Source organism: Aeromonas sp. R7-2, assembly GCF_040908105.1.
Lineage (GTDB): Bacteria > Pseudomonadota > Gammaproteobacteria > Enterobacterales > Aeromonadaceae > Aeromonas > Aeromonas caviae.
Window position 1 is genome coordinate 51,815 of record NZ_JBFODC010000014.1, and the last position, 23,959, is coordinate 75,773.

At 65.2% G+C, this 23,959-nt stretch carries 22 protein-coding genes and 1 tRNA gene; 10 read left to right on the top strand and 13 right to left on the bottom strand.

Annotated features, from left to right (window positions below):
• The first annotated feature begins 58 nt into the window (after positions 1-58).
• Together AB5Y47_RS03000 and AB5Y47_RS03005 are read left to right on the top strand one after the other, a co-directional pair.
• Entirely contained in the window at positions 59-499 is a 441-nt protein-coding gene (locus AB5Y47_RS03000) for a DUF2214 family protein (RefSeq protein WP_029314852.1), read from the top strand.
• A gap of 109 nt (positions 500-608) precedes the next feature.
• Positions 609-1,508: a DMT family transporter gene (locus AB5Y47_RS03005; RefSeq protein WP_368219794.1), complete on the top strand. Its 900-nt coding sequence runs from the start codon at positions 609-611 to the stop codon at positions 1,506-1,508.
• Positions 1,509-1,577: 69 nt separating this feature from the next.
• Here AB5Y47_RS03005 and AB5Y47_RS03010 read toward each other — a convergent pair whose 3' ends face one another.
• Positions 1,578-2,435, bottom strand: a complete 858-nt coding sequence (locus tag AB5Y47_RS03010) for a helix-turn-helix domain-containing protein (protein ID WP_319873117.1) — start codon at positions 2,433-2,435, stop codon at positions 1,578-1,580.
• Complete coding sequence (locus AB5Y47_RS03015; RefSeq protein ID WP_010675925.1) at positions 2,432-2,920, bottom strand: GNAT family N-acetyltransferase; 489 nt, start codon at positions 2,918-2,920, stop codon at positions 2,432-2,434. The genes AB5Y47_RS03010 and AB5Y47_RS03015 overlap by 4 nt, the downstream gene beginning before the upstream one ends.
• Positions 2,921-3,072: 152 nt before the next feature.
• Between AB5Y47_RS03015 and AB5Y47_RS03020 the strand changes: the two genes are divergently transcribed.
• Complete coding sequence (locus AB5Y47_RS03020; protein ID WP_368219796.1) at positions 3,073-4,521, top strand: catalase; 1,449 nt, start codon at positions 3,073-3,075, stop codon at positions 4,519-4,521.
• Positions 4,522-5,339: 818 nt separating this feature from the next.
• Here AB5Y47_RS03020 and AB5Y47_RS03025 read toward each other — a convergent pair.
• On the bottom strand, positions 5,340-5,657 hold the full coding sequence (locus tag AB5Y47_RS03025; RefSeq protein WP_039040821.1) for a DUF1496 domain-containing protein: 318 nt from the start codon (positions 5,655-5,657) through the stop codon (positions 5,340-5,342).
• A 219-nt stretch (positions 5,658-5,876) separates the two neighbouring features.
• Between AB5Y47_RS03025 and AB5Y47_RS03030 the strand changes: the two genes are divergently transcribed.
• Entirely contained in the window at positions 5,877-7,229 is a 1,353-nt protein-coding gene (locus tag AB5Y47_RS03030) for a hypothetical protein (RefSeq protein ID WP_368219798.1), read from the top strand.
• Between the two features lie 80 nt (positions 7,230-7,309).
• Here AB5Y47_RS03030 and AB5Y47_RS03035 read toward each other — a convergent pair whose 3' ends face one another.
• Entirely contained in the window at positions 7,310-7,687 is a 378-nt protein-coding gene (locus AB5Y47_RS03035) for a hypothetical protein (RefSeq protein ID WP_010675931.1), read from the bottom strand.
• Positions 7,688-7,859: 172 nt separating this feature from the next.
• Between AB5Y47_RS03035 and AB5Y47_RS03040 the strand changes: the two genes are divergently transcribed.
• From AB5Y47_RS03040 to AB5Y47_RS03050, 3 genes are all read left to right on the top strand, one after another.
• Entirely contained in the window at positions 7,860-9,236 is a 1,377-nt protein-coding gene (locus tag AB5Y47_RS03040) for a phosphatase PAP2 family protein (protein ID WP_368219799.1), read from the top strand.
• 9 nt (positions 9,237-9,245) lie between these two features.
• Complete coding sequence (ydiK, locus tag AB5Y47_RS03045; protein ID WP_161646895.1) at positions 9,246-10,331, top strand: AI-2E family transporter YdiK; 1,086 nt, start codon at positions 9,246-9,248, stop codon at positions 10,329-10,331.
• Positions 10,332-10,697: 366 nt separating this feature from the next.
• A complete protein-coding gene (locus AB5Y47_RS03050; protein WP_368219800.1) occupies positions 10,698-11,402 on the top strand; it encodes an SDR family oxidoreductase in 705 nt (234 codons plus the stop codon).
• A 90-nt stretch (positions 11,403-11,492) separates the two neighbouring features.
• Here the strand turns inward: AB5Y47_RS03050 and AB5Y47_RS03055 are convergent, their stop codons facing one another.
• The 4 genes from AB5Y47_RS03055 to AB5Y47_RS03070 form a co-directional block, all read right to left on the bottom strand.
• The gene (locus AB5Y47_RS03055) at positions 11,493-12,614 is read right to left on the bottom strand and encodes an agmatine/peptidylarginine deiminase (RefSeq protein ID WP_368219801.1); all 1,122 of its coding nucleotides are present in this window, start codon (positions 12,612-12,614) and stop codon (positions 11,493-11,495) included.
• Between the two features lie 16 nt (positions 12,615-12,630).
• Entirely contained in the window at positions 12,631-13,740 is a 1,110-nt protein-coding gene (locus AB5Y47_RS03060) for an extracellular solute-binding protein (protein WP_368219803.1), read from the bottom strand.
• The gene (gene aguB / locus AB5Y47_RS03065) at positions 13,737-14,636 is read right to left on the bottom strand and encodes an N-carbamoylputrescine amidase (protein ID WP_368219805.1); all 900 of its coding nucleotides are present in this window, start codon (positions 14,634-14,636) and stop codon (positions 13,737-13,739) included. The genes AB5Y47_RS03060 and aguB overlap by 4 nt, the downstream gene beginning before the upstream one ends.
• Before the next feature lie 132 nt (positions 14,637-14,768).
• A complete protein-coding gene (locus AB5Y47_RS03070; protein ID WP_223931938.1) occupies positions 14,769-15,821 on the bottom strand; it encodes an agmatine/peptidylarginine deiminase in 1,053 nt (350 codons plus the stop codon).
• A gap of 116 nt (positions 15,822-15,937) precedes the next feature.
• Between AB5Y47_RS03070 and AB5Y47_RS03075 the strand changes: the two genes are divergently transcribed.
• Both AB5Y47_RS03075 and dhaR read left to right on the top strand, forming a co-directional pair.
• The gene (locus AB5Y47_RS03075) at positions 15,938-16,831 is read left to right on the top strand and encodes a LysR family transcriptional regulator (protein WP_368219806.1); all 894 of its coding nucleotides are present in this window, start codon (positions 15,938-15,940) and stop codon (positions 16,829-16,831) included.
• Between the two features lie 72 nt (positions 16,832-16,903).
• On the top strand, positions 16,904-18,805 hold the full coding sequence (gene dhaR / locus AB5Y47_RS03080) for a dihydroxyacetone kinase operon transcriptional regulator DhaR (RefSeq protein WP_368219808.1): 1,902 nt from the start codon (positions 16,904-16,906) through the stop codon (positions 18,803-18,805).
• A gap of 60 nt (positions 18,806-18,865) precedes the next feature.
• On the opposite strand, the gene dhaM is transcribed toward dhaR, so the two are convergent.
• The 4 genes from dhaM to AB5Y47_RS03100 form a co-directional block, all read right to left on the bottom strand.
• Entirely contained in the window at positions 18,866-19,582 is a 717-nt protein-coding gene (gene dhaM, locus AB5Y47_RS03085; RefSeq protein ID WP_319895955.1) for a dihydroxyacetone kinase phosphoryl donor subunit DhaM, read from the bottom strand.
• Between the two features lie 2 nt (positions 19,583-19,584).
• A complete protein-coding gene (gene dhaL / locus AB5Y47_RS03090) occupies positions 19,585-20,214 on the bottom strand; it encodes a dihydroxyacetone kinase subunit DhaL (RefSeq protein WP_266109981.1) in 630 nt (209 codons plus the stop codon).
• Between the two features lie 9 nt (positions 20,215-20,223).
• Positions 20,224-21,294 carry a dihydroxyacetone kinase subunit DhaK gene (gene dhaK, locus AB5Y47_RS03095; RefSeq protein ID WP_043155030.1) on the bottom strand — a complete coding sequence of 357 codons (1,071 nt, stop codon included), beginning with the start codon at positions 21,292-21,294 and terminating at the stop codon, positions 20,224-20,226.
• Between the two features lie 228 nt (positions 21,295-21,522).
• On the bottom strand, positions 21,523-22,881 hold the full coding sequence (locus AB5Y47_RS03100) for an NCS2 family permease (protein WP_010675944.1): 1,359 nt from the start codon (positions 22,879-22,881) through the stop codon (positions 21,523-21,525).
• A 206-nt stretch (positions 22,882-23,087) separates the two neighbouring features.
• Here AB5Y47_RS03100 and AB5Y47_RS03105 point away from each other — a divergent pair, with 206 nt between their 5' ends.
• Positions 23,088-23,420, top strand: a complete 333-nt coding sequence (locus AB5Y47_RS03105) for a cupin domain-containing protein (RefSeq protein WP_043155034.1) — start codon at positions 23,088-23,090, stop codon at positions 23,418-23,420.
• A gap of 277 nt (positions 23,421-23,697) precedes the next feature.
• Here AB5Y47_RS03105 and AB5Y47_RS03110 read toward each other — a convergent pair.
• A tRNA-Asp gene (locus AB5Y47_RS03110) sits at positions 23,698-23,774 on the bottom strand.
• Positions 23,775-23,959 lie beyond the last annotated feature (185 nt).

The following is a 23,959-nucleotide window of genomic DNA, read 5'->3' on the forward strand; positions in this document are numbered from 1 at the left end:
ACCTGATGGCGTCCAAAGGGAAGCGCATCAGGTGGCCAACGAGAAGGAACTGGCCTGGATGTTGAAACCGGAACTGCTGACTGCCCTCCATTACTGCGCCGTGATCACCCTGACCGGTGCCATCACCTCGGAGTATTTCCTGTTCCGGCGCGGCATGTCCATCGAGCAGGTGCGCAAGCTGCTGCTGGCTGACAGCCTGGCCGCCCTGGCCCTGCTGCTCATCTTCATCACGGGCGTGCTGCTGGTGGTCGCCCATCCCCAGCCACCGGCCATCCTGTTTGCCAATCCGGGTTACCGCACCAAGCTGCTGATGTTCTTCGCCATGGCCATCAGCTTTGGCTACCCCAGCCGGCTGTTCCACCACTGGCGCCGATCCTTGCGCCAGGGACGGGCTCCCCTTGTCTCCACCCAGCAGCAGTTCTGGGTGATCTGGATCCTTAGGGGCAACCTGCTACTGCTCGCCCTGCTGCCCCTGCTCGCCAAGCTGGCCAGCCGCTGATCCTGCACTCGCCCGGCAACAAATGGCTGACGACAAACGCCCCTTCTCGCAGGTATCGTAATGGCGGGGCCCGAGTGCCGCCGAGACTCTTTCTCAGGGATGATTCCGTATGCGTTCAAACATGATGTTATTGATGGCCGCCGCCATCTGGGGGCTGGGCTTCGTCGCCCAGCGTCTGGGGATGGATCACATGGGGCCCTTCACCTTCAACGGCCTGCGCTTCCTGCTGGGCGCCCTCTCCCTGCTGCCGCTCTTGTGGTGGCTCAAGTCACGCCAGCCGCCCCAGCCTACCGGTGATCACCGCCTGCTGCTGACCGGGGGCCTCATCGCCGGCACCGTGCTCTTTTCCGCCGCCTCCCTGCAACAGGTGGGGCTGCTCTACACCACGGCCGCCAAGGCGGGCTTCATCACCGGCCTCTACATCATCCTGGTCCCCGTCATCGGCCTGGCCCTGCGCCACAAGACCGGGGCCAACACCTGGGTAGGCGCCCTCATCGCCATGGCCGGGCTCTACTACCTCAGCGTCACCGAGGAGTTCACCATCGGCTACGGCGATCTGCTGCAAGTGATCGGGGCCCTGTTCTGGGCCGTGCATCTGCTGGTGCTGGATCACTACTCGAACCGGGTCGCCCCCATTCGTCTTGCCGGGGTGCAGTTCGTGGTGTGCGGTCTGCTCAGCCTGGCCACTGCCTTCGTCATCGAGACCCCGACGGCGAGTGGTGCCGTGGCGGGCTGGCAGGCGCTGCTCTACGCCGGTCTGGTCTCGGTCGGCATCGGCTATACCCTGCAGGTGGTGGGGCAGCGCGGTGCCCATCCGGCCCACGCCGCCATCATCCTCAGCCTGGAGACGGTGTTCGCCGCCATCGGCGGTGTCTTGCTGCTGGGGGAACATCTGGACGAACGGGCCGTGGTCGGCTGTGCCCTGATGCTGGCGGGGATGCTCATCTCCCAGATCCGCCTGCGCTGGTGGTGGAAGTCCCGCCGCAACAAGGTGCCCAGCCAGTCCTGATATCTGCGGTGGTCATGGACCCCAAATTGAACGAGGCGCCCTTGGGCGCCTCGTTTTATTGCCGCCTGCCTAGCGCACGCTGGAGCAGAAGCTCACGTCATCCCGCAGCGGGTCATTGCTCACGCTGTGATAGAGCTCGAAGCAGGGGCCGTCCCCAAAGGCGAGCCCGGCCGCGACGATATCGCCGATGTGCTCCTGCCAGCGCTCTCCGTACTGGCTGCGATCCGTGATGAGATAGCGGGACTGGGCGTAGCGCCCGGCGGGGATGAGCTGAATTTCCACCTCTCCCGAGCCCTGGGTCCCCACCGGTACGCTGATGCCGATGTCGGTGCGGCACTGGGCCGGCGGCGTCACCTCGGGGTTGTCGTGGTAGATGAAGATCCACTCTCCTCCTTCCAGGCCACGGGGCGCGGCCCACTGGTGAAGGCGATGGCAGACGGCGTCATACCCTTCGCCATAGGGGCCGGTCACGCGGATATAGGCCAGGGTGCGGGCGTCCATCTCGACGGTGTTCATGGTGTTGCTCCTTGCTGATGAGTGGCCTTCAGCATAAGGGAGTGCCCCTTGCCATGCGTGTCCTTCCTTGCGATCCAGGTGTCCGTTCTTGCCCTTGTCGCGGCGAAACGCCCCTGGGGTGCAACCATAGTGACGGCGAAACGCCTTGGCGAAAGCCTGGGAGCTGCCAAGTCCCGCCCCCAGAGCGATGGCGGTGACGCTGGCATCGGTGTAGCAGAGCTGCCAGGCCGCCCGCTGCATCCGCAGGCGGCGGCACATCTCGCCGGGGGCCTCCCCCACCACGGCGGTGAACACCCGGTGGAAGTGGTAGAGGGAGAGGCAGGCGCGACTCGCCAGCGCCTCGATGGAGAGATCCGGATCCTGCTCCAGTGCCCGCAGCACCGGCGTCAGGCGCTCGCGATAGTCGATCATCGGCGCACCCTGGCCATGTAGAGGGCATCCACCAGCACCCCATGACGCAGGCCGTAATCCCGGGCAACGCCCTCCTCCACAAAGCCCGCCTTGCGATAGAGGGCCAGGGCTGCCTGATTGTCGGCCCAGACCGTCAGCTCCACCCGCGTCAAGCCGAGCCAGTTGTCCGCCAGATCCAGCGCAGCCTGCATCAGGGCAGTGCCCACCCCGCGCCCGGCCCAGTCATCGTGTACCGCCATGCCGATGCTCGCCACGTGGCGGCGGCGGGGGGCAGGCTCCACCATCAGGACCAGCGCGCCCGCCACCTCCCCCTCCCACTCCGCCAGCAGGCTGTAGATGCCATCCCTCGGGGTCAGCTTCTGCTCCCACTGCTGCAGGGAGGGGAAGGGAAGTTGCAGGGTGCCCGCCTGGGCATGGGGCATGGCGTGAAGATCCCGCAGGGCGGCGGCATCTTCCGGCCCGGCGCGGCGAATGGTGATGGACATGAGACCTCCTGATTGGCTGAATCCCATCTTGCCGCAATGCTGGCGTCTGTTTCCACCCCCATCAGCGAAACCAATCAAAGGGTTAGGCACACTCCATTGGAGCCGCTCCCCTACTTCACCTAGTCTGGCGACTCATCACAAGGAGACCCGCCATGACCGACAAGACCCTGCGCAGCGCCAACGGCGCCCCCGTCGTCGACAACAACAACAGCCTCACCGCCGGCCCCCGCGGCCCCGTCCTGATGCAAGACATCTGGTTGATGGAGAAACTCGCCCACTTCGACCGCGAGCGCATTCCCGAGCGGGTGGTGCACGCCAAGGGCTCGGGCGCCTACGGCACCTTCACCGTGACTCACAACATCAGCGCCTTCAGCAAGGCTGACCTGTTCAACGCCGTCGGCAAGCAGACCCCGGTGTTCCTGCGCTTCTCCACCGTGGCCGGCGAGAAGGGCGCCGCCGACGCAGAGCGCGACGTGCGCGGCTTCGCCCTCAAGTTCTACACCGAGCAGGGCAACTGGGATCTGGTGGGCAACAACACCCCGGTGTTCTTCATCCGCGATCCCCTGAAATTCCCTGACTTCATCCACACCCAGAAGCGGGATCCCCGCACCAACCTGCGCAGCGCCACCGCCGCCTGGGACTTCTGGTCACGCCACCCGGAATCCCTGCACCAGGTCACCATACTGTTCAGTGATCGCGGCATTCCCAGGAGCCTGCGGGAGATGAACGGCTACGGCAGCCACACCTTCAGCTTCATCAACGACGCCAACGAGCGCTTCTGGGTCAAGTTCCACTTCAAGACCGAGCAGGGCCACAGCTTCTACACCGATGAAGAGGCGGCCACCGCCGTCGGTCAGGACAGAGAGACCAGCCAGGCAGATCTGTTCAACGCCATCGAGCGGGGGGACTTCCCGCGCTGGAAGGTCTATGTGCAGGTGATGCCAGAGGCCGAGGCCCAGACCTACTCGATCCACCCGTTCGATCTCACCAAGGTGTGGCCCCACAAGGACTACCCGCTCATCCCGGTGGGCGTGCTGGAGCTCAACCAGAACCCGGACAACTACTTCGCCCACGTGGAGCAGGCCGCCTTCACCCCGGCCAACGTGGTGCCCGGCATCGGCTTCTCGCCGGATCGCATGTTGCAGGGTCGCCTGTTCTCCTACGGTGACACTCAGCGCTACCGCCTCGGCGTCAACCACGGCCTGCTGCCGGTCAACGCCCCGCGCTGCCCGTTCCACCACGGCGCCCACCGCGACGGCGCCATGCGGGCGGACAGCAACGGTGGCGCCAGCCCCAACTACCAGCCAAACCGCTTCGGCACCCAGCAGCCGAGCGAGCAGCACGAACCGGCCCTGAGTCTGGAAGGGGCTGCCCTGCACTACGATTTTCGTGACTACGACAGCGACTACTACAGCCAGCCGGGGGATCTCTTCCGCCTGATGGACGAGGGACAGCGCGCCCGCCTCGCCGCCAACCTGGCCCGCTCCCTCATCAATGTGGAGGATGACGCCATCGTCGCGGCCCAGCTCAGGCACTTCGAGCAGGCCGACCCCGAGTACGCCAAGCGGGTCGAGCTGGCCCTGGCCGCCCTGCAGCGCTGAGTCGCAGGCAGCCAACCTCTGCAAAAGCAAAACGGGGGCCTGATGGCCCCCGTTCTCGCATGACGGTCTTTGCTGAATGAAGGGGTTGTACCGCCAGCTCACGGCGGCAACGACGTTGAGCACTGGCAGCGCGGCACCATTATCCACCTGTGGTAATCAACCTGTCTGTGGTAATGCACTTCTAGTCAGCAATAAAAACGGAGCCCGAGGCTCCGTTCTTCCATGTCGTATCCATCCCGGACACTGCGCCCTCGCGCGCTTCCCTCCTTTGCCAACAAGGGTTTGTACCGCCAGCTCACGGCGGCAACGACGTTGTGCACTGGCAGAGCGGCACCATTATCCACCTGTGGTAATAAACCTGTCTGTGGTAATGCACTTTTAGTCACCAATAAAAACGGAGCCCGAGGCTCCGTTCTTCCATGCCGTATCCATCCCGGACGCAGCGCCCTCGCGCTCTTCCCGCTCCCTTGCCAACAAGGGTTTGTACCGCCAGCTCACGGCGGCAACGACGTTGTGCACTGGCAGAGCGGCACCATTGTCCACCTGTGGTAATAAACCTGTCTGTGGTAATGCACTTTTAGTCACCAATAAAAACGGAGCCCGAGGCTCCGTTTTTCAATGCGGTATCAATCCCGGACGGAACGCGCTTCGCGCTCTTCCCGCTCCCTTGCCAACAAGCGTTTGTACCACCAGCTACTGCGACGACGTTGTGCATTGGAAGAGCGACGAGCCATTGCTTAGATCCCAGTCAAGAGAAGAAAGAGCCGCATTATGCGATAGAGATCACGCCCGTGTCTGTAGCTGGATCAAGAAAAGGCTCACTGGCCCACCCGGATCGTCCGCTGGTTGCCCTCCGGTTCACCACTCTGTGACGGCGTCGTCACCTCTCGCCAGATCAGGGGACCATTGGTCTCCATCGCCTGTTGCGGCGCGCACTCCAGCCAGAGCTCCCCCTGCTGGATACGGGCCCCCTGGGAGTATTTCTGATCCTGATACCAGCACACCCGCTCGGGCAGCGAACCAAGGGGCAGCACCAGCTCGGTGCCCACCGAGTGGCTGAGGGTGTTGGACGCCGGGGCGGCCAACGCGGGGAAGAGCCAGCCAAGGGCCAGCAGACAACCTGCACAACGGATCATGGGAATTCCTGTCACGGGGGAGTGAAAGTGTAAAGCGACCAGCAGAGCCCTCGACTTGACCAATAAATATCGGCTCATCTGGCATTCCGGAAGCAATATGATAGCCTGCCTGCGCCCGCAAAGGCCTGTCAGGGCTCTGCCGTGGGCCCCCACCGGCATCGCCGGGATGTGGTAATGAATAACCCTTAATAATCAGATAATTAACTGGATATGTTGTCAATGCGTATCATGCCGTTGCTCAAGGCTGCCTGCCTGAGCCTGATGTTGTCCGCCTGTGTCGCCCCCCTGCTGATGATGAGCCCCACCAGCCAGCTGATGTGGGCCCTGCTCAAGCCGCTGGTCGGTTTCGATCCGAACGAGGCCAACCTGTTCGAGCAGCCGCTGATCAAGGACAGAATGACCGCCATGCTGGGGCCCAACTACGAGAGCACCATGCAGCTGCTCAAGACCGCCGACGAGCTGCAACAGGAGGGGCCGCTCTTTTACGTGGTCTCCCGCTACGCCCCGGTGCCGGACGTGGCCAAGCAGGCCGGCATGGTCTGGAACGCCGACACCAACCAGCTCGCCGTCATGGTGCAAAAAGGTGACGGGGCGACCCAGGTCTTCGGGGAAAACCTGACGGCCGCCACCCCGACCTGGCCCAGCGCCATGCAGGGCTGGCAGTCCCAGGCCACCCCGGCCGCCACGGCCCTGACCGGTGCCGGTCAGGGGCTCACGGGCGCTGGCAGTTCTCTGCTGGGCACCATGATGGGGGGACTGCAACAGAGCGCCAGCAAGGCCCTGTCCGACTCCACCAGACAGGTGATCGGCAGTGCCGCAACCACGGCGCAGCAACAAGCCACCAAGGCGGTGAGCGACAGCGCCAAGCAGGCTGCCAGCAGCGCCACCACCATCAGCGCCGCCACCACGGCGCAGCAGCAAGCCGCCAAGGCGGTGAACGACAGCGCCAAGCAGGCCGTCAGCAGTGCAGCGACCATCAGTGCCGCAACCACAGCGCAGCAACAAGCCGCCAAGGCAGTGAGCGACAGCGCCAAGCAGGCCGCCAGCAGCGCAGCGACCATCAGTGCCGCAACCACAACGCAGCAGCACGCGACCAAGGCGGTGAGCGACAACGCCAAGCAGGCCGTCAGCAGCGCAGCGACCATCAGTGCCGCGACCACGGCGCAGCAGCAAGCCGAAAAGGCGGTGAGCGACACCACCAAGCAGGCCGTCAGCAGCGCAGCGACCATCAGTGCCGCGACCACAGTGCAGCAACAAGCCGCCAAGGCGGTGAGTGACACCGCCAAACAGGCCGCCAGCAGTGCCGCAACCATCAGTACCGCGACCAGTGCGCAGCAGCAAGCCGCCAAGGCGGTGAGCGACAGCGCCAAGCAGGCCGTCAGCAGCGCCACCACTACAGTGCAGCAACAAGCCGCCAGCAGCGCAGCGACCATCAGTGCCGCGACCAGTGCACAGCAGCAAGCAGCCAAGGCGGTGCAGCAACAGGGCGAGAAGCGGGAAGCGACCTCCGGCACCCTGAGCGATCAGGCCAGGGCGGATGCCGAAGCGGAGCTGGAAAAACTGCTTAACTGACTTTTTTAAGCGTCATGCCACCATAAAAACAGGCCATCACATGATGGCCTGTTGTTTATCTGACACGTGGCAGGGGAAGATCAGAAATGGCGGTCCTGCTCGGTGGGCTTGGCACCCTTCTCTTCGCTGTGCTCGATGGCGGTGCGGATAAGGTCGACGCCGGCCCGGATGATCAGCACCCCCATGTTGACCAGCTTGACGCAGACCCACATGAAGGTGATGAGCAGGATCAGCTTGAGCACCGTCTGGAATGCCTCCAGAAAGTTCTGCTCCAGCTGGGCGGTGAGCCCGTTGGCGCTGCTCATCAGCCAGGTGTACACCTCGCGCACGAAGGGGATCCGGCTCGGCATCTCCAGCACGTCCAGCGCCGCAGGCAGGGCCTGGAAGATGACGATGCTGCCAAACAGTATCAGGATGACGCCGATGGCAATCCCCAGAAAGAAACCGAACTGTCGCATGAAGAGCCCCACAATGTAGTGAATGAGAAGAACAATAGCCGCCAATACTAGGGACTGCCCGCGCAGACGGCAATCCTTGCGTCCCCGACAGGGTCGGTGCCCCCTGCAAGCCATTGCCCGGCCGTCTGATTTCTGTGACCCTTGTCCCCACTCCTTGCCCCTGGGTGTCATCATGTTTCGAGTCGTCTTCTGCCTGCTGCTGTTGCTGGGCGGTGCCCTGCCCGCCTCCCGCGCCGAATCCCCTCCCTCTGCGGCCGCCTGCGTGATCCGCCACCAGCAAGGGATCCTGCTGGTGCAGGACAGGCTCTCCTCGCGCTACAGCCTGAGCGGCGGTTACATCGACAGGGGGGAGACCCCGGAGCAGGCGGCCCTGCGCGAGCTGTTCGAGGAGACCGGCCTGCAGGGTCGCGTCACCGGCGAGCTGGGGCGCTGGCAACGGGCCAGGGTGTTCGCCTGCCAGACCCTGGAGCCCCTGCGGGTCCAGCGGGGGACGGGGTTTGTCTCCCTGCTCCAGGCCCCGGATCTCGGTGGCGAGATCCTGAACGCCAGGCTGATCGCGGTCGCCGACCTGCCCCCTGACCAGCGTCGCTTCCCGGCGCAGCTCGACTGGATAGCCCCGAGGCTGGCCGAGGTGCCCGAGAGCCAGGTGCTGTGGGTGACGGATTTCAGCGACGCGGCCAGTGCGCTGCACCGCGCCGAGTTGCCGCTGATCCAGCGCCTGCAACAATGGCTCGGGCCGGATGTGCTCTGGCCAAGGGCGGGCAATCTGCTGGGCTCGGCCCCCTTCCAGCTGGCGCTGCTGCCCTTGCTGCTGCCCCTGCTCGGCTGGTCCAGGCTGCGCCACCTGCTGTTTGCCATGGTGCTGCTCACCCTGGTGGTGAACCTGCTCAAGGCGGGCATCGGCTGGCCCAGGCCCTTCCACCTGCAACCCGAGCTGGCCCGCCAGAGTGCCCAGGGCTTTGGCATGCCGAGCGGCCACGCCGCCTCGACCCTCCTCTACTGGGGCCTGCTGCTTGGCTGGCTGCCGGCGCTGCGGGCCTGGCAGGGGGCCCTGCTGGCCCTGTTGCTGGCCGGCGTGGCCGGGCTGGCCCGGGTCTGGCTGGGGGTCCACTTCCTCTCGGATGTGGTGGCCGGCCTTGCTCTGGGGACCCTGCTGCTGGCACTGCGCGCCCCGCTGGCGAAGCTGGCGGCACGCCCGCTCCCCTGGGCCGGGCTGCTCATCGCCAGCGCCCTCTCGGCCTGGCTCACCCAGTCCACCGCCCTGGCCGGGCTTGCCATGTTCACCCTGGGGCTGGTATCGGGTAATCTGCTATCACTCGAACGGAGCCCCACCCCCGCCCTGCCCGCCGCGCTGCTGACCCTGGCAGGGGGACTGGTCGTGGCAGGGCTCCTGTTCCTGGTGCCCGCGCTCACCAGCAGCTCTCTGCTGATCCTCGCGGGACAAGGGTGGCTCTTTGGCTGCCTGGGGTTCTGGCTCAGCGCCGGGCTCTGGTGGTCGTTGTCCGCTATCCGTCACGGTGCCCGAACCGGGCGCTCAACCCCTCGTTAAGGGAATGCCATGAATATGAAAAAAGTGGATTTGGCCAAGATCACCCTGGGCTTGCTGTTCCTCAGCCTGCTCATCATCTCGTGCTTCATGGTCTTGCGCCCCTTCCTGCCCGCCCTGGTGTGGTCGACCATGATCACCATCGCCACCTGGCCCCTGATGCAGATGGCCCAGCGCCTGCTGTGGGGCAAGCGCACCCTGGCGGCGTTGCTGATGACCAGCATCTTGCTGCTCATCTTCGTCATTCCCCTCTTCATGACGCTGGCCAACGTGGCGGAGAAGGCCCCCATGCTCATCGAGCTGGGCACCGAGCTCAGCCAATCCCCGCCCCCCGAGCTGCTCTGGTTGCAGCAAGTGCCCCTGGTGGGCGACAAGCTCTATGAGTTTTGGCAGCAGATCCTCGCGAGCGGCGGCCAGGTGCTGTTCACCAAGCTGGCCCCCTACTTCGGCCAGACCGCTCGCTGGCTGGCGGCCCAGGCGGGCAACCTCGGCCTGCTGTTCGTCCACTTCCTGCTGACCGTGGCCATCTGCGGCCTGCTCTACCACTCGGGGGAGAAGGCGGCAGAAGGAATTCGCCGCTTCGCCCACCGTCTGGCGGGCCAACGCGGTGACAATGCGGTGGTGCTCGCCTCCCAGGCCATCCGTGCCGTCGCCATGGGGGTGGTGGTGACCGCCCTGGTGCAATCCTCGGTGGCGGGCCTGGGCCTGCTCATCGCCGGCATTCCCTATGTCATGGTGCTGGTGGTGCTGATGTTCCTGCTGATCGTCGCCCAGATAGGCCCCTTCCCGGTGCTGCTGGCCAGCGTCGGCTACCTCTACTGGAGCGGGGACACCACCTGGGGCACCTTCCTGCTGGTCTGGTCCCTGCTGGCGGGCACCATGGACAACTTCCTGCGCCCCTTCCTCATCAAGCGCGGGGCCGACCTGCCGCTGATCCTCATTCTGGTGGGGGTCATCGGCGGCCTGCTGGCACTGGGGATCATCGGTCTCTTCATCGGCCCCGTGGTGCTGGCGGTGGGCTACACCCTGCTGGATGCCTGGATCAAGGAAGATGACCAACCGGCGAGCGCTCTGGTGGAACCGCCCAAGGCGCCGTGACGATTCATTCATCCCCGATGCAAAGAGCCGCCCCAGGGCGGCTCTTCTGTTTATTACCGTCCCATGCAGGTTCGATTAACGAAGCGTAATCGGACGATCGAGATGCCGTTGTCCGGTGTGTCCATGAATCAGCGGCATCTGTCAGCAGGGAAATATGGATGGCTGTTATAGCGGGAGAATTGATTTACGCGAACGTCCGATTACCCCTTACGGCTAATCGAACCAACGGCCGGTCGCGGCGTTTAGAACCAAAGTTCGAACCGGAACGCCAAAACACGAACCAGGGTTCGAATCACTCCTTCCCCTCCCCTGTTCCCTGCCGAAGGCGCCCGCCACAATGCCTGCACCATTGGAGGAGAAGACAAGATGAACGAACTGAGAGCAACACGGGCCCTCATCAGCGGCGGCGCCAGCGGCATCGGACTGGCCATCGCCGAGGCCCTGGCCAGCCAGGGGGTGGAGCTGATCCTGGCTTCCCGCCGTCTGGGGCTGCTGGAGCAGGAAGCGACCAGACTGGAGGTGCGATACGGGGTGCGAGTCATGGCACTGGCGCTGGATGTGTGCGACGGCGATCAGGTGCGGGATGGCCATGCCCGGATCCGGGAGCGGCTCGGCCCCGTCGATCTGCTCATCAACAACAGCGGGGTCGGCAGCGACCACCTGGTGCAGGATCTGCCGGAATCGGAGTGGGACAGGGTGATGGATACCTGTGCCAAGGGCACCTTCCTGCTGACCCGGGCCTGCCTGCCGGACATGCTGGCAAACCGCCACGGCACCGTCATCAACATCGCCTCCCAGGCCGCCAGGCACGGCTATGCCAGGGCCAGTGTCTACTGCGCCGCCAAGTTTGCGGTCCTGGGGTTCGCCCGGGCACTGCGGGAAGAGGTGCAACACCAGGGCGTCCGGGTCCACACCCTCTGCCCCGGACTGGTGCAGGTGCCGCCCCCGGCCTGTCCGGGCGATCGCAAGCCCGGCTGGCTGCAGGTGGAGGATCTGGCCGAGGCCGTGCTCTACACCCTGCGCCAACCCCCTCATGTCCAGCTCGACGAGATCGGCATGACGGGGATCTGAGCGAGGCGCCATGGAACGCCAGCAAGGACAAGGGGCGCCGAGGCGCCCCTTGTCCTGCGTCACACCGCCAGAGGCGGCCTGCGCGGGAGATCAGGCAGGTTGATGGAGGGTGATGCAGTGGATGCCGCCGCCCCCGGCGGCCACAGGGTCTATGTCTATCTGCACTATCTTGCGCCCCGGATAGAGGCGGGCCAGCAGATCCCGGCAATGGCGGTCGGCCCTGGCATCCCCGAACTGGGGAGCGATGACGGCGCCGTTGATGGGCAGGTAGTTGATGTAACCGGCGGCAAAGTCCGGGCTGCGGCTGAACTTGTTGTCCCGCCCGCCCAGGGGCGGCGGCAGCTGATGCAGCTCCAGCTTGTTGCCGTCGGCGTCCGTCGCCTGCTGCAGGATGGCGAGGTGCTGGCGGGTCACCTTGTAGTCGTAGGAGTCGGGATCGTTGTCCATGTTGATCACCACCACCCCGGGGCGCACGAAGCGGGCGTAGAAGTCCACGTGGGCATCCGTGATGTCACGGCCCTTGATCCCCGGCAGCCAGATGATCTTGCGCAGCCCCAGGTTGGCCTTGAGCTCTGCCTCCACCTGCGCCTTGGTGAGGCCGGGGTTGCGGTTGCTGTTGATCCAGCTGCTCTCGGTCATGATGGCGGTGCCGTTGCCGTCCACCTCGATGCCGCCCCCCTCACCGATGAGCTCGCTCTGCAGGTAATAGGCATCGGTCTGCCGGCCCACCAGGGCGGCGACCCTGGCGTCATGGCTGTGCTCCTGCTTGTCACCCCAGCCGTTGAAGTTGAAGTCCACCAGCCCGAGCCCTCCCTGCTCGTCCTGCACGAAGACGCCGCCGGTATCCCGCAGCCAGATGTCATCCATCTCGGCGTGGACGAAGTGGGTGTTGCGCTCGCCGCACAACTGGCGCGCCAGCGCCTCGTCATCCTCATGGCAGAGCACGTTGACCCGGGTGTAGGGCACCATGGCCTGCACCAGCCGCCCTATGGTGGCCTGCACCTCCTTGTAGTGGCGACCCCAGATCTCGCTGGTGGCCCCGAAGGCCACCCACACCAGGGCCTGGGGGGAGGACTCCTCCGGCATGTGGTAGCGAGCGGCGGCGGCGGGTTCGCCGGCGGCGAAGGCCGCGCGGGCACCGGGCAGGCTGCCAAACCCGGCAATGGCGCCAAGGGCAACCAGCTGTTTCAATACGTGGCGTCGGGAAAACATCGTTCTACTCCTGGGTTCAGAGGCTGCTCTTGAAGCGAGTCCAGGCTCGCATGCGGGCACGCATCTGGGATTGTGCTATATCCTGACCCGGAATGAGCCGCTGGTAGCTGGCCTCGTCCAGGTAGATATCCGGGTTGGCCGTCATGGTGGCATCCACCATGGGTCTGGCCTTGGCACTGGCAGTCGGATAGCCGGTGCTGTTGGTGATGGCCGCCATGTTGGCCGGGCGCATCACGAAGTTGATAAAGGCATAGGCATAGTCAGGATGGGGGGCATCCGCCGGGATCGCCATGGTGTCCATCCAGATGGTGCTCCCCTCCTTCGGCAATCGGTATTCGAAGTCGACCCGCTTGCCCGCCTCGGCGGCGGCGCGCCTGGCCTGGGTCATGTCGCCGCTGTAGCCCAGGGAGAGGCAGAGATCCCCGTTCACCAGCTGGGTTACCGGCTGGGACTGGAACTTGCGGATATAGGGCTTGATCCCCTTGAGCAGGGCCAGGGCCGCCTCCAGATCGTCCGCCATGCCGCTGCGGGGATCCCGCCCAAGATAGTGCAGCACCACCGCCAGCACCTCGTCCGGGGAGTCGATGACCGAGATGCCGCAATCTGCAAATTTCGCCGCCAGCTCGGGCTTGAACAGCATGTCCAGGCTGCTGACCGGGGCATCCGGCATCCTCTGCCGGATGGCGTCCGCGTTGTAGGTGAGCCCTATGGTGCCCCAGGTGTAGGGCACCACGGCCTCCTTCGCATGGGGGTAGGCCTGCTGCAACCGCGCCAGGCCGGGGTCTATGTCCCCCAGGTGTTGCAGCTTGCCCTTGTCAAGGGGCTGCAGGCTGCCCGCCCGCATCAGCCGCTCCGCCACCGTGTCCCCCGGGAAGATGAGGTCATACCCGCTGCGACCCGCCATCAGCTTGGCCTCCAGGGTCTCGCTGCTGTCCATCACGTCGTAGATGACCCGGATCCCGGTCTCCCGGGTGAATTCGCTCAGGGTATCGGGGGCGAAATAATCGGACCAGTTGTAGAGGCGCAGCACCTTCTCCTCTGTCGCCTCCCCCGTCCCTTCTGCGGCCTGGGCCCCCAGACCCAGCAGCAGGGCCAGTGCCGTGGCTATCTTGGTGAGTGGGCTCATGATGGACGCCCTCCCCGATGGCTCTGCCCATCCAGGCTCAGCAAGGCGCCATACATCTCGGGGCGACGATCCCGGTAGATGCCCCAGGTCAGCCGCTCCTCGGCCATGGCGGCGAGATCCAGCTCCCGTACCAGCACACCCGGGGTATCCCTGTCCGCCTCGGCCAGCAGGGCCCCCTTGTGATCCGTGATGAAGGAGGAGCCATAGAAGCGCATCTGCAACTCGGGATCCCGGGTCGCCACCTCGCGTCCGATGCGGTTGGCGGCGATCACCGGCATGATGTTGGCGGCGGCGTGGCCGCGCTGGGTCAGCTGCCAGTGATCCCGGGAATCGAGCCCCTCTGCCCCCGGCTCCGAGCCGATGGCGGTGGGATAGAGCAGCAGCTCGGCCCCCTGCAGCGCCATGGCGCGGGCCGCCTCCGGGAACCACTGATCCCAGCAGATGCCGACCCCGATGCGGCCAGCGGCCGTGTCCCAGACCCGAAACCCCGTGTCCCCCGGGCTGAAATACTCCTTCTCCTGATAGCCGATGGCGTTCGGGATATGGGTCTTGCGATAGACCCCGAGCAGGCGACCATCCGCATCCGCCATCGCCAGGGAGTTGAAGCAGGCGTTGCCCGCGCGCTCAAACCAGCTGATGGGCAGCACCACCCCCAGTTCCCGCGCCAGGGCCGAGAAGCGGCGCAACACCCGGCTCTGCTCGAACGACTCCGCCAGCGCCAGATGGCCGTGGTATTGCTCGATGCAGAAATAGGGGGTGGCGAAGAGCTCCTGCAACAGCACCAGGTTGGCCCCCCTGGCGGCGGCGTCCCGTACCAGGCTCTCCGCTGTGTCCAGATTGCGCTCCAGCTCCCAGCTGCAAGCGAATTGTGTGGTGGCGACAACGATCTTGCTCATCCGGATACCCTCCCTGACACGCGTTCCCGCTGACAGGCGAACTGCATGGTTGCGACGACCTTGTTCATGAATCTCTCCTCCCTGATCCCGTCATGAGGCCTCGCAGACGCCTGACGAGGCCGCTCCAAACGCTTACCCCTGCACCGGCCAGGCCGGCTGCTGCTGGGTGATGCAGTGAATGCCGCCCCCGCCGTGGGCCAACTGGTTGATGCGCACCGGCACCAGCTGCCTGTTCGGGAAGGCGCGCCTCAGCACCTCCCCCGCCGCCTCGTCCGCGCTTACGCCGTAGGCGGGCATGATGATGGCGCCGTTGGCGAGGTAGAAGTTGGTGTAGGAGGCGCAGAACACCTCCGCCTCGGCGTCCACCGCCTCGCTCGCCTCGAACAGCTCGAGGCACTCGAAGGAGCGACCTCTCGCATCGGTGGCCAGGGCCAGGGCTCGGCGGTTCTCCCGCACCACGCGGCCATAGGTGGAGTGCCCGTCCAGGGTGGCGTCCACCAGCAGGTGGCCGGGGCGGCTGAAGGCGCAGACCCCGTCCACATGACCGTCCGTCATGTCGCCGGTGACGTGGTCCGGATCCCCCGGCAGCCAGATAGTCTTCTCGATGCCGAGCAGGCGGCTGAAGATCCGTTCGATCTCCACTTTGGTCATGCCGGGGTTGCGGTTGCTGTTGAGCAGCACCGACTCCGTGGTGATCAGGGTGCCCTCCCCATCCACATGGATGGCGCCCCCTTCGTTGGCGAGGAAGCTGCCGATGCACTCCAGCTCCAGGCTGTTGAGAACGCGCCGCGCCAGCCCCTCATCCAGACCGTGGGCCGACTTGCCGCCCCAGGCGTTGAAACGCCAGCTGATCCCGGCGGTGCCAAGCTCGGGATGGCAGATGAAGGTGGGGCCGGAGTCACGGCACCAGCTGTCATCCACCGGCAGGGGAATGAAGCGCACCCCGTCGCCGCACAGGGCGCGAGCCTCCGCCTGTGCGGCGGGATCCACCACCAGGTTCACCGGTTCGAAGCGGGCGATGGCATTGACCACCCGCGCGAAGTCCTGCTGGACCTGGGGCAGGGTTACGCCCCAGCCGTTTTCCCACAGCGCCTTGTTGTGCGGCCAGACCATCCAGGTCGCCGCGTGCCGGCACCACTCCGCTGGCATGAACCAGCCCACAGCCCTCATTCCCTGCTCGCGCATCTCAGCCTCTCTGATTAGGTACTATTAAGGTTATTGACGATGGGAATAGACTATTCTCCCCGTTGATGGGTAACAAACGATCGATTTTCGATAAAAGTGATAAGTGGAGCTAATCAATGATGTTCAAACACTGGCCCCCTCTCAACGTGCTGCGCGGCTTCGAGGCGGCGGCCAGGCTCGGCAGCTTTCATCAGGCAGCCCAGGAGCTGCACCTCACCCAGTCTGCCATCAGTCAGCAGATCCGCTCGCTGGAGGAGCTGCTTGGCCAGCCCCTGTTTCACCGCCAGGGACGTTCCGTCGCCCTGACCGACGCGGGCCAGGATCTGCTGGAAACGACCCAGCAGGTGCTGCTGCAACTGGCGGTGGGAATACAGCGCCTCGAGCAGTACCGCAAGCCGAACCAGCTGGTGCTCAACACCAGCACCACCATCGCCCGCCTCTGGCTGCTGCCCCGGCTGGCCGACCTTCACCGTCAGCATCCGGGCATCGATCTCTGGCTGTTCACCAGCGACGACACGCCGAACATGGCCGAACAGACCATCGACATTTCGCTGCGCTGGGGGCTGGCTCCCCAGGCGGAATGCCGCCATCAGCCGCTGCTGGCGGATCGGCTGCTGCCGGTGGCGAGCCCGGCCGTGCTGGCACAGCCCGCGCAGGAGCGCACCACCCTGCACGGGGAGCGGGAAATGGACTGGCACCACTGGACCCTCAAGGGCGGCGACGATCTGCACCTGCAGACCCAGGGGCTCAACTTCTCCGATCCCGGCTTGTTGCAGGATGCGGCCAGCGCCGGGCTCGGGGTGGCGCTGGCGAGCGAGCTGCTCTCTCGCGACGCACGCCGACAGGGGTGGCTGCTGCCCCTCTCGTCCCACCGGGTGGCCGGGCCGAACTGGAACATGCTGATCCATCAGGAGAGCGAAGGCAGTCCCCAGTGCCGGGCGGTGAGCCACTGGCTCCAGCAGCAGTTTGCTGCAGAGGCTGCCACCCGGGACCAGGACGCGACACTCTGAGAGCGGTCACTGAATCGGGGCGGCGAGGGTGATTAAATGGCCCCTTCCCTTTTGCCGGATATCGCCGTGACCATGCCATCCGTCCCCCAGCCCCTCTCGTCCTGGCCCGAGCACCTGCAGGCCTCCTGGCTGCGCTGTGCCCACCAGACCAGCGCGTCCCTCTGGCATCCTCCCCACTGCGCCAGAGGGCAGACCCTGGAGAGCCTGCGCCAGCGCAAACGGGACCTGCTCACCACCGGCGAGATGGCGCTGGAGGATCTCTACGAGTTCATGGAGGGGCGCCCCTGCGCCCTGCTGCTCACCGACGAGAGCGGTTGCCTGCTGGCCCAGACCGGCCACCCCGATACCCTGCAGGCGCTGGCGGCACTCGGTTTTGGCCCAGGCGCGTTTTTCAGCGAGGGACGCATCGGCACCAATGCCGTCAACCTGGCGGCCCTGGAGGGGGTGCCGCTCTGCGTCAGCGGCCCCCAGCACTTCAACCAGCGTCTCCACCCCTGGCACTGCTGTGCCAGCCCCGTCTACAACAGCACCGGTCGCCAGGTGGCGATCGTGGCCCTGATCTGCCGGGTGGAAGAGGCCGCGCCGGGAGATCTCGCGCTCACCGTCAGTGCCGGCCGTGAACTGGCCAATCTGCTGCAGATGGAGCGCCTGATGCAGGAGTCCCAGCACCACTTGAGCGAGCTCTATGCCCTGCTGGATGGCATGGAAGACGGCGTACTGGCCTGGGATCCCCAGGGGCGGCTGCGCTACCTCAACGCCCTGGCGGCCAGTCGGCTGCAACTCGACCCGGCTGTCTGCCTGGGTCAGCCCCTCGATCACCATCTGCTGATGCCCCAGCGCCTGCGTCTGGCCATCGCGGAGATGACCCCCCTGAGCCATGTGGAGGTGACTCTGGAGCGGCGAGAGACCCGGGGCGAGGCCTTCATCGACGCCCTGGTGAGCCTCAAGCCCCTGCCGGGGCCGGACGGGGTCAGCTTCATCGTCCTGCTCCATCCCACCGATCGATTGCGCGCCATTCATCAACTGCGCCAGACGGTGCCCGAGCTCTCCGCCCTGGTGGGGGAGTCGAGCGCCATGCGCAAACTGCTGCGCCACGCCCGCCAGGCGGCCAGGGGACAGGGCCCCGTCCTGCTGCGAGGGGAAGAGGAGGTGGGCAAGGCCCAGCTGGCGGAGGCCATCCACTTTGGCAGCGAGCGAGCCGCCGGCCCCCTGGTCATCTTCAACTGCCAGGCATGGCCGAGGGAGCGGATGGCGCTGGAACTCATGGGGTCCGACGAGGCGGGGCAGGAGCGGGCAGGCAAGTTCGAGCTGGCTCACGGTGGCACCCTGGTGCTGGAGCAGATGGAGTGCCTGCCCGCCCCCATGCAGGCCGCCCTGCTGCAACTGCTCAAGACGGGGCGCATCCAGCGCTTCGACTCCGCCCGCATCCTGCCCCTCAGGGTGAGGATCATCGCGACCAGCAGCGCCCCGCTGGAGCAGCGGGTGCAGGAGGGGGAATTCGGTCGCCAGCTGCTCTATGCGCTGCAAGGGTGCGAACTCTGGCTGCCGAGCCTGCGGGAGCGCAGCGCCGATCTGCCCGGCCTCATCCGCCAGCACCTGACGGTGCAGGGAGGCGAGCCGGGGCGCCAGTTCACCCCTGACGCCCTCGATTGCCTGCTGGCCTACCCCTGGCCCGGCAACCTGGGGGAGCTGCGCAGCGCCATCGAGTACGCCCTGCTGCATTGCAGTGAGGCACAGATCCCGCCCCGGGCGCTCCCGGCCGCCATCCGCCAGGGCCATTGCCTGCTGGCGGACGAGGTGGTGGGACAGCCGCTGCTCACCTTGGCGGAGCTGGAGCATCAGGCGATCCTGCGGGCCGCCCGTGCCAGCAAGGGCCAGGTCAGCCAGATGGCGCGCCAGCTCGGGATCAGCCGCACCACCCTCTGGCGGCGACTCAAACTGCTCGACATCGATCCCGCCGACTACCACCACTGACCAGAACTCCCCTCAAAAAAAGCGGGCCCCGTCGTGACGGGGCCCGGATGGGGGAATGTTTCAGTCGCCGAAGCGATCCCGCGCCAGTTGCTGGAAGCAGCTCAGCGCCGCCCCGGCATCCTCCCCTCGCGCCAGCAGGATGAGCCTGTCCCCCTGGCGCACATCGAGCATGGCGAGCCGGCTCAGGCTGCGGGGATTCGCCTCTTTCTCCCCCTTTTGCAGCCTGAGTTCAGCGGCAAAGGGCTTGAGTGCCGCCACCAGCCGGGCGGCGGGGCGCACATGCAGGCCGTGGGGATTCTCCACCACCACCTCGCAGCGCAGCCAGCCGTCGTCGGCAACAGGGGCTGCCTCCGTGGTGGCCTGCGCCGCACTGGCAGGCAGCATTCCCTGTTTCGGGCCCAGGGCGCCAAGCGCCTCGGCGGCTACCTCATCCAGCGTCAGGCCTGCGCCAGCGGCCACCACGGCGGCCAGAGTGCCCTCGACCAGCGGGGCGGGGCTGAGCCGCACCCGGGCGCTCAGCTCGGGGGGCAGCAGCTCGAGGGCGGTCTCGGCGCTCAGGAGGGCGCTGCCCAAGTCCATCAGCACCAGCACCCCGCTGCCGTCATCCGCCTCTTCCATCGCACTCATCACGGCGATGGCGTCGGTGCCGATGGGATGGGCGGGGTCATCGACCCCGGCCGCCAGCAACAGTTTCGCCGGGCTGCCCAGCTGATCGGCCAGGGCTTTCAAACCGGCCGCCAGCTGGGCGCTGTGAGAGACCACTACGATGCCGATCATGTTTACAACCTCGCTCTGTCACGCAGGGCGGTCAACAGCAGCAGGGTCGAGGTGGCCCCCGCATCCTGATGGCCGATGCTGCGCTCACCAAGATAGCTGGCGCGCCCCTTGCGGGCCTGCATCTGGATGGTGGCCTCGGTGCCAGCTGCGGCGGCAGCCACCGCCTTGTCCAGCGCCTCGGGGAGCGGCAGGCCCTGTTGTTCCGCCTGCTGCAGGGCAGCCAGAGCGGGCCACCAGGCGTCGCACATGGTCTTGTCACCCGGCTCGGCGCGGCCACGGGAGACGATCCCCTCCACCCCGTCGCTCAGCATCTTGCCGAGCTGGCCGAGGGTCAGGCTCTGGCAGGCATCGCTGCTGGCCGCCGCCCGGATGAAGAAGGTGCCGTAGAGGGGTCCGCTGGCGCCGCCGACCGAGGAGAGCAACGTCATACCGGTGGTTTTGAGCACCTGGCCGATGTCCTTGTCCGCCACCGCGGGCAACTTCTCCGCCACCTTGGCAAAGCCGCGCTGCATGTTGAGGCCGTGGTCGCCGTCGCCGATGTCGGTATCCAGCGCCGTGAGGTAGTCACGCTGCTCGGTAAAGATGTGCTCGCAGTCGAGCAGCCAGTTGACGATCTGATACTTGTTTAACATGAATATTCCTCAGCAGCCGCGCCGCAGGGCCGGGGTGTGAACGGGGGCATCCCACAGGGTCATCAGCTCGTCATCCACCTTGAGCAGGGTGATGGAGATGCCGGTCATGTCGAGAGAGGTACAGTAGGGGCCGATGAGGTTGCGCACCAGATGAATGCCCGCCTCTTCGCACAGGGTGGCGAGGCGACCATAGACGCCGTAGAGCTCGGAGATGGGGGTGCCGCCGAGGCTATTGACCAGGACGATGACCCGGTCACCCCCATTGAGCGACTCGATAAAGGTGTGCTCTTCCTGCCAGCTGCCGGTGGTTCTGTCCCAGTGGCGCAGGGTGCGGCCATAAGGGCTGTTGTCGGTCAGCTCCTTGAACATGTCGTCCACCAGGGCGTTGAGGTCGGTGAAGGGACGGCGCTCGATACCGGGTTCGCCGTGAATGCCCACGCCGAACTCCACCTCGTTGTCCGCCAGGGTGAAGGAGGGTTTGCCGGCAGCAGGCACGGTGCAGGCGTGCATGGCCACGCCTATGGTGCGGCTCTGGTTGTTGATGCGGCGGGCCAGCGCCTCACAGCGCGCCAGATCGTAGCCCGACTCGGTGGCGGCACCGACCAGCTTCTCGCACAACACTGTCGTGGCAACCCCGCGGCGGCCAGCGGTGTAGAGGCTGTCCTTCACCGCCACGTCGTCATCGATGAGGGCGAAGCCCACCTTGACCCCGTCACCGTGCAGCAGCTCGACCGCGGTCTCGAAGTTGAGCACGTCGCCGGTGTAGTTCTTCACCAGAAACAGCACGCCGGCGCCGCCGTCGACGGCCTGACCGCACTCGTACATCTGATCCGGGGTCGGGGACGTGAAGATCTCGCCGGGGCAGGCACCATCCAGCATTCCTTTACCCACCAGGCCACCGTGCATGGGCTCGTGGCCGCTGCCGCCACCGGAGACCAGCGCCACCTTGCCCGTCACGGGGGAATCGGCGCGGGTGATGTAGTGGGGTTCGATTCGCACCTTGAGCTCGGGGTGGGCAGCGGCCATCCCCATCAGTTGTTCACGGACCACGGCATCGACAGCATTGATCAGCTTCTTCATGGCTCACTCCTTGGCTTGCCACCATACGGGTGGACAGATGGTTGATGCAGCCAGTCTAGCGAGCCATAGGGGGATAAAAATGACAGGGATTTCGGTTCGGATCTGAAACAACAAACGAAGCCTGACGTTTCAATCTGAAACGAGCGGATGGGGAAGATCCGGGAAAGTGTTAGCCGCCTCACAGCCATGAAAAAGGGCCCCGCAGGGCCCTTCTCGATAGCGTGAGGATTAGATGGCCCAGCCACCGGCGTAGAAGATCACCAGGGCCACGGCGATGATGACGGTGCCGATGTTGAGCTTCTTCCACTCGGCGGCAAACAGGCGGCCGACCACCAGGGCCACGAAGCCTAACATGATGCCGGTGACGATGTTGCAGGTGAGCACGATGAAGACGGCGCACAGCATGCCGGAGAGGGCATCGACCGAGTCGTTGAAGTCCAGCTTGGTGACGTTGCCCAGCATCAGCAGGCCCACATACATCAGGGCCGGTGCGGTGGCGTAGGCCGGTACCAGATAGCTCAGCGGGGAGAGGAAGATCATCAGCAGGAAGAGCACGCCGACCAGGGTGGCGGTCAGACCTGTCTTGCCGCCGGCAGCTGTCCCTGCGGCGGATTCGATGTAGACGGCTGCCGGAGCACCACCTACCACGCCCGCCACCATGCTGCTGACGGAGTCCGCAGTCAGGGCCTTGCCACCGCTGATGATGTGACCACGCTCGTTGATGAGGCCAGCCTGACCAGCCACGGCACGGATGGTGCCGGTGGCGTCAAACACGGCGGTCATCACCAGCGCCAACACGGTCGGAATCACCACCGGATTGAGGGCGCCCAGCAGATCCATGCTGCCCACCAGGGAGCCATTCTCGCCACTCAGGCTCGGCATGGCGAAGAAGCCCTGCCAGGTCACTTTCGGATCGAAGATGAGGCCGAGGATGGAGATGGCGATGATCACCATCAGGATACCGCCCGGCACCTTGCGGCGCTCCAGGCCGAAGATGGCAGCCAGACCCAGCACCGTCATGATGACCGGGAAGGCAGTGATCTCGCCGAGCTGCACCGGCAGGCCAGCCCCTTCATTCTTGATCACCATGCCGACCCCGTTGGTGGCGATCAGCAGCAGGAACAAGCCGATACCGATGCCGGTACCGTGGGCGATGCCGGAGGGAAGGTTGTCCAGGATCCACTGGCGCACGCCGGTGACGCTGATCAGGGTGAACAGCACCCCCATCAGGAAGATGGCGCCCAGCGCGACCGGAATGCTCAGCCCCTGACCCAGCACCAGGCTGAAGGCGGTAAAGGCGGTGAGAGAGATGGCACAACCGATGGCCATCGGCAGCTTGGCCCAGAGCCCCATCAGCAGGGAGCCGAAGGCGGCGATCAGACAGGTCGCCACAAACACCGGGCCCTGCTCAAAACCGGCTGCGCCCAGCATGTTCGGCACGACGATGATGCTGTAGACCATCGCCAGGAAGGTGGTCAACCCGGCCAGCAGCTCCTGTCGCACCGTGCTGCCACGCTGGCTGATGGAGAAATAGGAATCCAGAAACCCGCCATTGCCGGCGCGGGCCGTCGTTTGTTGCGTTGCCATAGTTCATCCTGAAAGTGTGAAGGAAATCGTTTGCTTTCTGGCGCGCAAAATAGCAAGAATTTGACGAGATTGCAGCGGATAAGCCCCCATTTCCCCGAAGTTTTTCATAAAAAGGCTCGTTGGAGGCCTCATTTTCCATGAGAGCGGCCCATCCCAAGCTTCTACACTCTTAGCTAGCCACGTTCCCATCTACCGGAGAGAAGCCCATGCACACAGGCAACCTGCTTGGCCGGATCCCCTCCCCCCTGCCCAGTGAAGTGTTCGCGGATCTGGTCAGTACCAACAATGTTCGTATCGAGCGCATTCTCTCCCAGGGGCAGCAGACCCCTACCGGAGAGTGGTTCGATCAGGATGAACACGAATGGGTATTGCTGGTGCAGGGAGAGGCCATCCTGGTCTTCATCACACCGGATACCGGGGTACAGGAACGCGTCCATCTGGGGCCGGGGGATTACATCAACATCCCGGCGCACCTTCAGCACCGGGTGGAGTGGACCCATCCGACCGAGACAACCGTCTGGCTCTGCGTCTATTACTAGCAAGCTCACGGCTCAAGAAGGCAATGCTTCTGCTGCGAAGATCGAAGAGGAGACCGTGGAGACTAAAAAAAGCCCAGTCTGTCGACTGGGCTTCTTGTTAGTGGCATAACGGACGCAGAGACGGACAAAGTCCGGCTCAAGCACAAAGGACAACAGAGCGGGATCGAGTTGTCAGTGGCAAGTCGCAGCCCTGGTGGTAGCCTCTTGTTCCCTGAGCCCTTATCCAGACGCCAGAAAGCAAAAAGGCCTTCCCGATAGGGAAGGCCTTTCAATTTAGTGGCGGAGCGGACGGGACTCGAACCCGCGACCCCCGGCGTGACAGGCCGGTATTCTAACCGACTGAACTACCGCTCCGCATTCGGTTAGCTTTCGCTAAATCTTTTGCTGCTTGTTTGTGAGGTGTCATCCTCGCAGCCAGCCATGTGATTCTTCACATCACCGTTTAATTGGGTGCCTGGCAGTGTCCTACTCTCGCATGGCGAATGCCACACTACCATCGGCGCTACAGCGTTTCACTTCTGAGTTCGGCATGGGGTCAG